This window comes from Streptomyces sp. NPDC048507, from assembly GCF_043199995.1.
Taxonomy (GTDB): Bacteria; Actinomycetota; Actinomycetes; order Streptomycetales; family Streptomycetaceae; genus Streptomyces.
In genome coordinates this window covers 100668-113221 of the sequence record NZ_JBICWZ010000006.1, presented here as the reverse complement: position 1 = coordinate 113221, position 12554 = coordinate 100668, and the positions used below count along the sequence as shown (strand labels likewise).

Annotated in this window: 13 protein-coding genes; all 13 read left to right on the top strand. The window is 70.9% G+C overall.

Going from position 1 to position 12554, the window contains the following annotated elements:
• Nucleotides 1-4 precede the first annotated feature (4 nt).
• Nucleotides 5-409 carry a nuclear transport factor 2 family protein gene (locus ACGFXC_RS18455; protein ID WP_393713988.1) on the top strand — a complete coding sequence of 135 codons (405 nt, stop codon included), beginning with the start codon at nt 5-7 and terminating at the stop codon, nt 407-409.
• A gap of 16 nt (nt 410-425) precedes the next feature.
• Nucleotides 426-2042 carry a GMC family oxidoreductase gene (locus tag ACGFXC_RS18450; RefSeq protein WP_393713986.1) on the top strand — a complete coding sequence of 539 codons (1617 nt, stop codon included), beginning with the start codon at nt 426-428 and terminating at the stop codon, nt 2040-2042.
• Complete coding sequence (locus ACGFXC_RS18445) at nt 2035-2646, top strand: DJ-1/PfpI family protein (protein ID WP_393713984.1); 612 nt, start codon at nt 2035-2037, stop codon at nt 2644-2646. Before ACGFXC_RS18450 ends, ACGFXC_RS18445 begins: the two co-directional genes overlap by 8 nt.
• On the top strand, nt 2646-3080 hold the full coding sequence (locus ACGFXC_RS18440) for a VOC family protein (protein ID WP_393713982.1): 435 nt from the start codon (nt 2646-2648) through the stop codon (nt 3078-3080). The genes ACGFXC_RS18445 and ACGFXC_RS18440 overlap by 1 nt, the downstream gene beginning before the upstream one ends.
• Nucleotide 3081: 1 nt before the next feature.
• Nucleotides 3082-4905: an AGE family epimerase/isomerase gene (locus ACGFXC_RS18435; protein WP_393713981.1), complete on the top strand. Its 1824-nt coding sequence runs from the start codon at nt 3082-3084 to the stop codon at nt 4903-4905.
• A gap of 37 nt (nt 4906-4942) precedes the next feature.
• A complete protein-coding gene (locus ACGFXC_RS18430) occupies nt 4943-5281 on the top strand; it encodes an STAS domain-containing protein (RefSeq protein ID WP_393713979.1) in 339 nt (112 codons plus the stop codon).
• Nucleotides 5278-7422 carry a glycogen debranching protein GlgX gene (gene glgX / locus ACGFXC_RS18425; RefSeq protein WP_393713977.1) on the top strand — a complete coding sequence of 715 codons (2145 nt, stop codon included), beginning with the start codon at nt 5278-5280 and terminating at the stop codon, nt 7420-7422. The genes ACGFXC_RS18430 and glgX overlap by 4 nt, the downstream gene beginning before the upstream one ends.
• Nucleotides 7423-7448: 26 nt before the next feature.
• Nucleotides 7449-7760 carry an STAS domain-containing protein gene (locus ACGFXC_RS18420; protein WP_393713975.1) on the top strand — a complete coding sequence of 104 codons (312 nt, stop codon included), beginning with the start codon at nt 7449-7451 and terminating at the stop codon, nt 7758-7760.
• Between the two features lie 18 nt (nt 7761-7778).
• Entirely contained in the window at nt 7779-8243 is a 465-nt protein-coding gene (locus ACGFXC_RS18415) for an ATP-binding protein (RefSeq protein WP_393713973.1), read from the top strand.
• Nucleotides 8225-9484: a PP2C family protein-serine/threonine phosphatase gene (locus ACGFXC_RS18410; protein ID WP_393713971.1), complete on the top strand. Its 1260-nt coding sequence runs from the start codon at nt 8225-8227 to the stop codon at nt 9482-9484. The genes ACGFXC_RS18415 and ACGFXC_RS18410 overlap by 19 nt, the downstream gene beginning before the upstream one ends.
• A complete protein-coding gene (locus ACGFXC_RS18405; protein WP_393713969.1) occupies nt 9484-10230 on the top strand; it encodes a MinD/ParA family protein in 747 nt (248 codons plus the stop codon). The genes ACGFXC_RS18410 and ACGFXC_RS18405 overlap by 1 nt, the downstream gene beginning before the upstream one ends.
• A 70-nt stretch (nt 10231-10300) precedes the next feature.
• On the top strand, nt 10301-11041 hold the full coding sequence (locus tag ACGFXC_RS18400) for a type 1 glutamine amidotransferase domain-containing protein (protein ID WP_393713967.1): 741 nt from the start codon (nt 10301-10303) through the stop codon (nt 11039-11041).
• A 26-nt stretch (nt 11042-11067) separates the two neighbouring features.
• On the top strand, nt 11068-12552 hold the full coding sequence (locus tag ACGFXC_RS18395) for an aldehyde dehydrogenase family protein (protein ID WP_393713965.1): 1485 nt from the start codon (nt 11068-11070) through the stop codon (nt 12550-12552).
• Nucleotides 12553-12554 lie beyond the last annotated feature (2 nt).

Here is a 12554-nt window from a genome sequence, read left to right as displayed (position 1 = left end):
GGGGATGACTGCAGTGAGCGCGACGGACGACGCCCGAGAGAGCCTCATCGAAGTCCTTCGGAAGTACTACGAGTACGCCAACGCCGGTGACTGGGACCGTTGGTGCGACCTGTTCGCCGAAGACCAGGTCATGGACGAGCAGCTGGCCGGACACGTCGAGGGCCTGGAGACCCTGCGCTCGATGATGAAGGGCATGGGGGCCATGTACCGGTCCTTCCGCAACGAGCCCGTGCACTTCCTCGTCGACGGGGAGAAGGCCGCGGCCGTCTCCCACATCACCGCCGTCAGTCCCTCCGGCGAGGCCATCGAGGCCGAGGTCATGAACTTCTTCCGGATCGTGGACGGACGCATCGCCTACATGGCGAACCACCACGACACCGTCCCCTTCCAGGTGCTCGGCCAGGGCTGAGGGGAGGAGGGGCACCGTGACCACAGAGCAGTACGACTACGTGATCGTCGGTTCCGGCACCGCCGGAAGCGTCCTGGCCGGCCGGCTCTCCGAGGACCCGGACGTCTCCGTCCTCGTCCTGGAGGCGGGCGGCTCCCGCATCCCGCCCGAGGTGGACGACCCGTCCTCCTGGTACAAGCTGCTGGGCGGGCCCGTGGACTGGGGCTACACCAGCGTCCCGCAGCCGGGGCTGGGCGGACGGCGCACGTACGAACCGCGCGGGAAGGCCCCCGGCGGCAGCAGCAACCTCTACATCATGATGCACGTCCGCGGGCACGCCTCGGACTTCGACAACTGGGCGTACCAGGGCGCCGCGGGCTGGGCGTACGAGGACGTGCTCCCCTACTTCGCCCTGCTGGAGGCCCAGGAGGACGCCACCGCGCCCACCACCGGCACCGAGGGCCCGCAGCGGATCACCCACGCGGGCCGCCACCACCCCAACCCGGTCTCCCGCGCCTTCATCGACGCGGCCGTCGAGCTGGGCCACCGGGAGATCGCCGACTTCAACACCGACGGCCCCGGGCGGGGCCTGTTCGGCACCGGCTGGCACCACATCGACGTCGCCGACGGCCGCCGGCAGGGCGTCCTGGCCGCCTATCTGGAGCCCGCCCTGGGCCGGCCCAACCTGACCCTGCGCACCGGGGCCCAGAGCACCCGGCTGCTGTTCGACGGCGACGCCTGCACCGGCGTCGAGTACGTGCAGCAGCGGCCGCCGCAGGACTTCGCGGGCCGGACCGTGCACGACGGGCACAGCCGGGGCGCGGCCCCGGGGACGCACACCGTACGGGCCCGGCGCGAGGTGATCGTGGCGGCGGGGGCGATCGAATCGCCGAAGCTGTTGCTGCTCTCCGGGATCGGGCGGCCCGAGCAGCTGCGCGAACACGGCATCGGGCTCACCGCGGCCCTGCCCGGGGTCGGGGAGAACTTCCACAACCACGTCCTGGCCGGGCTGATGGCCGAGGTCACCCAGGAGCTGCCGGCCCCGGCGCAGAACCTCTCCGAGAGCGCTCTGTTCCTGTCCTCGCGGCCCGGCCTGCCGGCCCCCGACCTGCAGATCGCCTTCGTCCACGTCCCGTTCGACGTGATCGTCGGCCAGGACCACCCGAACACCGTCTCCATCCTGCCCGGGGTCGTGCGCCCCGTCTCGCGCGGCTGGATCCGGCTGGCGAGCGCCGATCCGCTGGCCCACCCGCTGATCCACCCGAACTACCTGGGCGACCGGTGGGACCTGGAACGGATGGTGCAGGGCGTCAGGACGGCCCGCGAGCTCTTCGCCACCTCGGCCTTCTCGCCCTGGTACAAGCAGGAGCTCACGCCGGGACCGGGCACGGCGGGCGACGAGGAACTGCGCGCCTGGGTCCGCCGGAAGGCGGAGAGCTACCACCACCAGGCCGGCTCCTGCCGCATGGGCGTCGACGACCTCGCGGTGGTCGACCCCGAGCTGCGGGTGCACGGCGTACGGAACCTGCGCGTCGTCGACGCCAGCGTGATGCCCGCCGTCCCGTCGGGCAACTGCCACACCGCCATCGCGATGATCGCCGAGCGTGCGGCGGACTTCATCGCCGGCCGGAACAGGGGGGCCTCCCGTGCCTGACGCGGTCCTGCGCGACGGCGCGCTCACCGGGACCCGGATCGCGGTCCTGGTCGAGAGCGACTTCTACGAGCCCGAGATCTTCTACTACCAGCGCCGGTTCGCGGAGGAGGGTGCCGAGGTCGACTTCCTGACCCGGCTGTGGGGCAACGACTCCATCACCTTCACCGGGCACGAGTACCGGGCGCCCTTCACCGCCGACCGGTCCCTGGAGGGCCTCGGCGACGAGGAGCTGCGCCGCTACTCCGCCCTCATCGTGCCCTCCGGCATGGTGGCCGACCGGCTGCGCTACACGGAGGACGTGGACGTACTGGCCCCGGCGACGGAGCTGCTGCGCCGGGCCTTCGAGGAGCCGACCGTCCTCAAGGGGATCATCTGCCACGGCATGTGGCTGGCCTCCTCGATCCCGGGGAAGGTGCGCGGCCGCAAGGTGGTCTGCCACAACAACCTCATCGGCGACGTCCGCAACATGGGCGCCGAGTACGTCGACGAGGACGTGGTGGTCGACGGGGACCTGGTCACCGGCCGTACCGGTGCCCACCACCACCTCTTCGCCCGTCGGATCATCGAACTGGTCGCCGCCGGGCGGGGCCGGGGGGCCGGCTGATGCCGGGCCCCATGGTCTGGTCGCACGTGGGGCTCAACTGCGCCGACCAGAAGACCACCGAGGAGTTCTACACCCGCCACTTCGGTTTCGCCCGGGCCCGCGTGGTCGACCTCGGGGAGAGCCGGATCGTGTTCCTGCGCAAGGGGGACGCGTACCTGGAGCTCTTCGCGGCGGACGTCGCCCCGGCCCGCGCGGGGCGTGGCGACGGGCCGCCGGCCCCGGGCCGCGTACGGCACCTGGCCTTCCAGACCGACAGCGTCGACGCGTTCCTCGCGGAGCTGGGCGACGCCGCCGAAGTGACGCTGGGCCCGCTGGACTTCGACGACTTCATCTGCGGCTGGCGGACCGTCTGGGTCCGCGATCCCGACGGGGTGGTCGTGGAGGTCAGCCAGGGATTCGAGGACGACCGCTCACACGACAAGGACGGTGCATGACATGGCGGGCTCGTTGGGCTTCTCCTTCTCCGACACGATCGCGGGCTACGTCGTCCGCTTCGACTCCGGCTCGCGGCTGCTGCGGCTGAAGACCTCCGACGACCGGGAGTTCGAGGTCTCGCTCGCCGGGGACCCGAGCGCCGAGCTGGTGCGCAACCTGGACGAACCGTACGTGGACGCCTCGGGGCACATCGACGAGATGCTCTCCCCGGGCCGCTTCCTCTACGTCTACGGGGTGCACTACCCGGAGCACGGCGGCCGGTTCGACGCCAAGCGCCTGGTGTTCCTGGGCCGCGGCGCGGAGGACTACCGCTTCGAGGAGACGAGCTGGTGGGTCAAGCAGATAGAGTCGCTGGCCGACTTCTACCGGCGGGCGCAGTTCGGCGACGGGCCGGTGGACTTCACCGAGTACCGCACCGAGGTCCGTCTCGGCGGCGACAAGACCGCCAGCCACGTCCAGGAGACCGACACGATCTCCCGCCTGGTCTACGGCATGGCCTCGGCCTACCTGCTGACCGGCAAGGACGAGTACCTGGAGGTCGCCGAGCGCGGCACCGAGTACCTGCGCAAGCACATGCGGGTCGTGGACAGCGAGGAGGACGTGGTCTTCTGGTACCACGGCATCAGCGTCGACGGGGACAGCGAGCGCAAGCTCTTCACCTCGGAGTTCTCCGACGACTACGACGCGATCCCGATGTACGAGCAGATCTACGCGCTGGCCGGCCCCATCCAGACCTACCGGATCACCGGTGACGTCCGGATCAAGAACGACGCGGACGCCACCATCCGGCTGTTCGACAAGTTCTTCCTGGACCCGGAGCAGGGCGGCTACTACTCCCACGTCGACCCGATCCTCTTCAGCCCCGACCACGAGTCGCTGGGCGAGAACGCCGAGCGCAAGAACTGGAACTCGGTCGGCGACCACGCGCCCGCGTACCTGATCAACCTGTACCTGGCGACGGGCGACCAGAAGTACGCCGACTTCCTGGAGTACACCTTCGACACGATCGCGGAGCGGTTCCCGGACTACGAGAACAGCCCCTTCGTCCAGGAACGCTTCTTCCGCGACTGGTCGCACGACACCGCGCACAGCTGGCAGCAGAACCGCGCGGTCGTCGGGCACAACCTGAAGATCGCCTGGAACCTGATGCGGATGAACTCGCTGAAGCCCAAGCCGGCCTACGAGGAGCTCGCCCGGAGGATCGGCGAGATCATGCCGCCGGTCGGCAGCGACGTCCAGCGGGGCGGCTGGTACGACGTGGTGGAACGGGTCAAGCACGGGGACGAGGAGACGTATCGTTTCGCCTGGCACGACCGCAAGGCCTGGTGGCAGCAGGAGCAGGCGATCCTCGCCTACCTCATCCTGGGCGGCACGCTCGGCGGCGAGGCGAACCTGCGCGAGGCCCGGCAGGCGCAGGCCTTCTACAACACCTTCTTCCTCGACCACGACGAGGGAGCCGTCTACTTCAACGTGCTCGCCAGCGGTACGCCCTACCTGCTGGGCACGGAGCGGCTCAAGGGCAGCCACTCGATGTCGATGTACCACTCGGCGGAGCTCTGCTTCCTGGCCGCCGTCTACAACAACCTGCTCATCGGCGGCCGGGAGATGGACTTCCACTTCCAGCCCGACCCGGCCGGACTGCCCGACCGCGTCCTGCGGGTCTCGCCCGACCTGCTGCCCCCGGGCTCGGTGCGGATCGCGTCCGTGGAGATCGACGAGAAGCCGTACGAGGAGTTCGACGCCGACGAGCTGACCGTGCACCTCCCCGACGTCCAGGGCCGGGTGAAGGTCAAGGTCCGGCTGCGGCCGGTGAACCGGAAGTAGCGCTCAACGGGGGGCGCCCCAACGAGAGGGGAAACCAATGACTCTGACCGTCAAGGAACGCCGGAACAAGTCGGGCACCGTGCTCGTCGCCACCGGCGAGATCAACAGCGAGACCTCCGGTGCCCTGCTCCAGGCACTCCTGCCGCTGGTCCGCGAGGGCCGGCCGCTGCGCATCGACCTCACCGCCGTCACCTACGTCTCCAGCGCGGGCCTGCGCACCCTGCTCGTCGTCTACCGCGAGGCGCAGCACGCCGGCGTCGCGGTGACCCTGTACGGGGTGAGCGAGGAAGTCCGGTTCGTCATGTCGGCCACCGGCTTCCTCGACTTCTTCCAGACCGGCGAGGCCGCGGCCGCCAGGGCGAAGGCCGCGCGATGAGCGGGACCACCTCCGAGCAGGTGCTGCGGGTGGACGCGTACCCGACCCACGAGGTGGGCGGGTACCGGGTCCGGGCCGGCAAGCCGTTCCCGTTCGGGGCCAACGTGGTCCCCGGCGGGGTCAGCTTCTCCGTCTTCTCCGACCAGGCCACCTCCATGACCCTGGTCATCTTCAAGCGCGGCGAGCCCGAGCCGATGGCCGAGCTGGAGTTCCCCGAGGAGTTCCGCACCGGCAGCGTCTTCGCCATGACGGTCTTCGGCCTCGACCACGAGAACATCGAGTACGGCTACCGGGCCGACGGCCCCTTCGACCCGGCCTCCGGCCACCGCTTCGACGCCCGCCAGGTGCTCTCCGACCCGTACGCCCGCCTGATCGCCGGCCGGGACGTGTGGGGCGTGGAGCCGGACCGCGGCCGCGGCTACCAGTACCGCTCGCGGGTCTGCCTCCAGGACTTCGACTGGGGCGACGACACCCCGCTGCGGATCCCCGCCGAGGACCTCGTCGTCTACGAGGCGCACGTACGGGGCTTCACCCGCCACCCCTCCTCGGGGGTCACCGCCCCCGGCACCTTCGCGGGGCTGCGCGAGAAGATCCCGTACCTGAAGGAACTCGGGATCAACTGCATCGAGCTGCTGCCGGTGTTCGAGTTCGACGAGAGCGACAACCCGCGCAGCAACCCGGAGACGGGGGAGCGGCTCTTCGACTACTGGGGCTACAACACCGTCTCGTTCTTCGCGCCCAAGGCCGGCTACGCGGCCACCGGCCGCTACGGGATGCAGGGCGACGAGTTCCGCACGCTGATCAAGGACCTGCACGCGGCCGGCATCGAGGTCATCCTCGACGTCGTCTTCAACCACACCGCCGAGGGCAACGAGCTGGGCCCGACCATCTCCTTCAAGGGCCTGGACAACGCCACCTACTACATGCTCACGCCCGAGGGATACTACTTCAACTTCAGCGGCACGGGCAACACCGTCAACTGCAACCACCCCGTCGTGCGCAACTACGTGCTGGACTGCCTGCGCCACTGGGTCGCCGACTACCACGTCGACGGCTTCCGCTTCGACCTCGCGGCCATCCTCGGCCGGTCCGCGGACGGCACCCCGCTGCCCAACCCGCCGCTGCTGGAACTGCTCGCCTTCGACCCGGTCCTGCGGCACACCAAGCTCATCGCCGAGGCCTGGGACGCGGGCGGCCTCTACGAGGTCGGCAACTTCCCGGCCTACGGCCGCTGGGCCGAGTGGAACGGCAAGTACCGCGACACGGTGCGCAGCTTCCTCAAGGGCGACCCCGGGGTCACCGGGGAGCTCGCCACCCGGATCGCGGGCTCGCCCGACCTCTACTCCACCCGCGGGACCTCGGCCTCGGTCAACTTCCTGACGGCGCACGACGGCTTCACCCTGGCCGACCTGGTCTCCTACAACGACAAGCACAACGAGGCCAACGGCGAGGGCAACAACGACGGCGGCAACGACAACGCCAGCTGGAACTGCGGCGCCGAGGGGCCGACCGAGGACGCCGGGGTCAACGCGCTGCGGCTGCGGCAGATGAAGAACGCCCTCGCGATCCTCTTCACCAGCCAGGGCATCCCGATGCTGCTGTCCGGGGACGAGGTCGCGCGGACGCAAGCGGGCAACAACAACACCTACTGCCAGGACAACGAGCTGTCCTGGTTCGACTGGGACCAGGTCGGGGACAACACCGAACTGCTGCGGTTCACCCGGCAGCTGATCGCCTTCCGGGGACGGCACCGCGAGCTGCGCTCCACCTGCCACCCCACCGGCCGGCTGCGCGACGGCCTGGGCCTGCCGGACATCAGCTGGCACGGGGAGCGGGCCTGGCAGCCCGACTGGTCGCCGGAGAGCAGGCTGCTGGCGGTGGCCCGCTGCGGGGCCGGTGACGAGGACGTGGTCTACGTGGCGATGAACTCCCACTGGGAGGCGCACGACCTCGAACTGCCCGCGCTGCCCGGCGGCCGCAGCTGGCACCTGTTCGCGGACACCGGCGCCGAGGCGCCGCACGACATCCGGACCCCGGGGACGGAACAGGAGCTGGACAACGCCGGGAAGTACCTGATCGGCCCGCGGTCGGTGGTGATCCTGGTGGGCCGCGCGAACGACCCCGATCCGCGAGGCGACTGAGACGCCCCGACCGAAGGAGACCTGACATGCCGCTTTCCGTGTCCCTGAGCATCGAGGGCGACACCACCGTGATCGAACTGACGGGCGAGCTCGACGCCGAGACCGCGCCGGACTTCCACCGCACCATCGAGAAGGCCGCCGGGCACGGCACCACCACCGTCGAGATCCGGATGGCCGGCGTCGGATACATGGCCAGCGCCGGGCTCCGCTCGCTGGTCTTCGCCCAGCAGAAGGTGGCCACCGGGGTCACCATCAAGGTGGTCGGAGCCATCGAGCCCGTCTCGCGGACGATCCGCACGGCCGGACTCGACCGCAGCATCCAGCTCGCCGACGGCTGAGCGACGGCCGGCCGCGCGGTGAGCGAGACGGTCGAAGTGGCGAGCACGCCCGCCGCACTGGAGGTGCCCGCGACGCTGGGGGCACTGGGCGAGATCGCCGCCTTCGTCCTGCTGCTGGCCGGCCGGGCGGGCCTCGGCAAGGGGGCCGCGTACCGGATCCGGCTCGCGGTGGACGAGCTGGCCACCAACATCGTCATGCACGGGTACCGGGGCGGCGACGGGCGGATCACCGTCCGCGGCCGCTCCGGTCCCGACGGGGTGCGGATCGTCATCGAGGACTCCGCCCCGGCGTTCGACCCCGTCGAGGGCCGGTTGCCCTGCGATCCCGGGGTCCCCCCGGAACGGCGCAGGGTCGGCGGCCTCGGCATCCACCTGGCCCTGACCAGCGTGGACGCGTACGCGTACGCCTACCGGGACGGCCGCAACATCAGCACGCTGACGGTGAGAGCCGAGGGGACGGACGCATGCCCTCCACGATCGTGATCATCCTGGACGTGTACCCTCCGCCACCGGCCGGACTGCTCGAAGCGCTCCGGCTGATGGACGCGGAACTCGTCACGCGCACGTTGTCCGAACTGCTCGTCGGGCGGCTGGAGTCGCTGCCCGCCGCGGACGTGCTGCTCGCCCCGGCCGAGGCCGACGGGGTGGCCGTACGGACCGCCGTGCGCCGGCTGCGCCGCTGGGCCGGAGCCCCCGTCGTGGTCGTCTGGACCGTCACGGAGTTCGCGGCCCTGGAGCGGCACGTGCGCCTGGGCCACGACTACCTCGTACCGCCCTTCCTGCCCGCCCTCGTCGGAGCCCGGCTGCACAGCTGCACGGAGCGCGCCGGACTCGGCCGCACCCTGCGCGAGGCCGACGCCCGCGCCGAACTCATGGGCTACGAGAAGGAACTGGAGATCGGCCGGGAGATCCAGGCCGGCTTCCTGCCCGAATCCCTGCCCGTCCCGGCGGGCTGGGAGATCGACGTGCGCTTCCGCCCGGCCCGCCAGGTCGCCGGGGACTTCTACGACGTCTTCGAACTCTCCCGGGGCCGGCGCCTGGCCGTCGTCGTCGCCGACGTCTGCGACAAGGGCGTGGGCGCCGCCCTCTTCATGGCCCTCATCCGCTCCCTGCTGCGCCACACCGCCGAGAACAGCGGACTGCAGCACCTGATGGCGGCCGCCCGCCCCGGCGGCAGCCGCCGCACCCCGGTCGTCGGCGCGACCCCGCTGCTCAACGCGGTCACCGCCACCAACGGCTACCTCACCCGCAACCACCTGCGGCAGGGCTACTTCGCCACCCTGTTCTTCGGCGTCCTGGACCCGCTCACCGGCAGCCTCGTCTACATCAACGGCGGCCACAACCCGCCCCTGGTGCTCTCCGGGGACGGCGCCGTGCCCCGGCCGCTGGAGGTGACGGGACCGGCCGTCGGAGTCCTGCCCGACTGCGTCTACACCCTCGGGTACGCCCAGCTCGACCCGGGCGACACGCTCTTCGCGTTCACCGACGGAGTGCCCGAGGCGCGCTGCCCCGAAGGCAGCTTCCTCGGGGACGAACGGATGCTGGAACTGCTCGCCGGTCCCCCGGCGAGCGGGCGGGACGTCGTGGACCGGATGGACCTGGCGGTGCGCGAGCACACCGGGACCGCCGAACAGCACGACGACGTCACCATGCTGGCCCTGCACCGGCCCCGTGCGGCGCGGGGGCCGCACGGGGACGGCGCCGGCTACCGGGTGGTCGCCTGATGACCCGGACGATCGTGGTGCACTCGCACCGCGGCGGCACCGGGAAGTCCTCGGTGCTCGCCAACCTGGCCGTGCTGCTGGCGACCGGGGGAGCGCGGGTGGGGGCGGTCGACACCGACCTCCAGTCGCCCACCCTGGACCTGCTGTTCGGACTCGGACCGGGCCCGGGCTCGCTCGCCGACTACCTGCTCGGCCGCTGCGAGATCGAGGCCGCGGCCCGCCGGACCGCCCTGCCCGGGCTGTACGTCGTACCCGCCCGGTCGGGGACGGCGGCCCTGCGGGAGCTGATGACCACCGGGTACGACGTGGGGCTGCTGCCGGAGGGCTTCGACCGGCTCGCCCAGCGGTTCATGCTCGACGTACTGCTGCTCGACACGCACGCGGGGCTCAACAACGAGTCGGTGACCGCCATGGGCAGCGCCGACGTCGTCCTGATCATGGCGCGGGCGGACCGCGTCGACCTCTCCGGGGTCGAGGAGACCGTCGCCCTGGCCGGGCGGCTGGCCTGCCGGCGGGCCCTGGTGCTGAGCATGGCACCCGAGGGCGTCGACCGGGACGCGGTGCGCCGCCGGGCCGAGGAGGTCTACGGAGCCCCGCTGGCCGGAATTCTCCCGTACGTGCCGGAAATGGCGGCCCTGTACGGGGAACGCATATTCGCGCAGGCCCTGCCCGGCCATCCGCTGGTCGGTGAATTCCACGCGATCCTGGCGGCGTTGGACGCACGTGACGAAGTATCACGGGCCTGACGTCCACCCCTTACGCCCCTGACAGGGGGCGTGTTGAATCGGCTGCGAATCCAGGAACAAGGAGAGAATCATGAAGATTCTCGTCGTCATGACGGCAAAGGCCACGCTCCATCTGCTGGACGGGGAACAGCACCCCTCGGGATTCTGGGCCGAGGAATTCGTCGTTCCCTATCTCCTCTTCCGGGACGCCGGCCACACCGTGGACCTGGCGACGGTCGGCGGCCGCGCCCCCACCGTCGACCGGACCAGCATCGACCCCGGCTTCCTGCGCTGGGTCCGGCCCGAGGGCTCCCCGGACGAGGACGCGGCCAACGCCGCCGAGTACGTCCGCGTCATCGGATCCACGCCCCAGCTCCAGCGCCCCCTCGCCCTGGAGGACCTGGGCGAGAAGGACGTCGCCGGCTACGACGGCATCTACATCAGCGGCGGCCACGGAGCCATCGGCGACCTCCCCAAGTCCGACGAACTGGCGCAGGTGCTGCGCTGGGCGCTGGCCCAGGACAAGCCGCTCGCCACCGTCTGCCACGGCCACACCGCACTGCTGGCGCTGCGCGACGGCGAGGGGAACTGGCCGTTCGAGGGCTACCGGATGACCGCCTTCTCGCACAGCGAGGAACTGGTCACCAACATGGCCGGCCGGCTCCCGCTGATCCTGGAGGCCGAACTCACCCGGCTCGGCGCCCGCTACGAGAAGGCCGAAGCGATCTGGGACTCGCACGTGGTGGTGGACCGCAGGCTCACCACCGGCCAGAACCCGTACTCCTCCAAGGCCCTCGCCGAGACGTTCCTGAAGCAGCTCGAAGAGGGCTAGCCCCCGCGACACCGGAAGGTGCAGCCATGACCCAGCGCGTGCTCGGCGACCGACCCCTGGCCAACCCCGGGAAGCTGTTCATCGGCGGCAGATGGGTGTCCGCCCGGGACGGCCGGACCGAACCGGACGTCAGCCCGATCGACGGACGGGAGATCGTCCCGGTGGCCCAGGCCGCCGCGGCCGACGCGGACGCCGCCGTCACGGCGGCCCGCACGGCGTACGAGGAAGGCCCCTGGAGCCGGCTGTCGGCCCAGGAGCGCGCGCTGCGGCTCAACCGCGTCGGCGAGCTGATCGAGCGGGACCTGGAGGAGATCGCGCTGCTGGAGACGGTGGACATGGGCAAGCCGTACGCCTTCTCCAGCACCGTCGACGCACCCATGGCCGCCCAGCTGATGCACTACTACGCGGGCGCGGTCACCCGGGTCGACGGCTCCTCGCGGGCCCCGGCCGGCGGGCAGCTCGCCTACACCCTGCGCGAGCCGCTGGGCGTGGTCTGCGCCATCACCCCCTTCAACTTCCCGCTGCTGCTGTCGATGACGAAGATCGCCCCGGCGCTGGCGGCGGGGAACACGGTCGTCCACAAGCCGTCCCCGGCCACCCCCCTCACCGCCCTGAAGATCGCCGAACTCTTCCAGGAGGCGGAGATCCCCGACGGGGTGCTGAACGTCATCACCGGCCCCGGCGTGGAACTGGGGGAGACCCTCACCGACCACCCCGGCATCGACAAGATCGCCTTCACCGGCTCCACCGCCGTCGGCCAGTCCATCATCCGCAAGTCCGCCGGCACCCTGAAGAAGGTCACGATGGAACTCGGCGGCAAGTCCGCCAACATCGTCTTCGCCGACGCCGACCTCGACGCCGCCGAGGAACTCGCCTTCTTCGGCATCTACTACAACAAGGGCGAGATCTGCACCGCCGGGTCCCGCCTCCTGCTGCACCGCCCCGTCCACGACGAGATGGTCGAACGCCTCGTCGCCCGGGCCGCCGCCCTGCGGCCCGGGGACCCGCGCGACCCGGCCACCCTCTTCGGACCGCTCGCCCACCGGGGCCAGTTCGACAAGGTCAGCTCCTACATCGAGGTCGGCGAGAAGGAGGGCGCGCTGCTGCGCACCGGAGGGACCGGCTGGACCCCCGAAGGAGCCTCCAGCCAGGGCCTGTACTTCCTGCCCACCGTCTTCACCGGCGTCGACAACGGGATGCGGATCGCCCAGGAGGAGATCTTCGGACCCGTCCTGTCGATCATCCCCTTCGACACCGAGGAGGACGCCGTGCGCATCGCCAACGACAGCGCGTACGGCCTCGCCGCCGGGGTCCACACCAAGGACCTGCGCCGGGCCCACCGGGTCGCCTCGCAGATCAAGGCGGGCACGGTCTGGGTCAATTGCTACAACCAGTACGACCCCTCCGTGCCCTACGGCGGCTACAAGGCCTCCGGCTACGGGCGCGAGTGCGGACCGGAATCCCTGGAGAGCTACACCCAGACCAAGTCGGTCTGGATCGGCATGGACTGAGG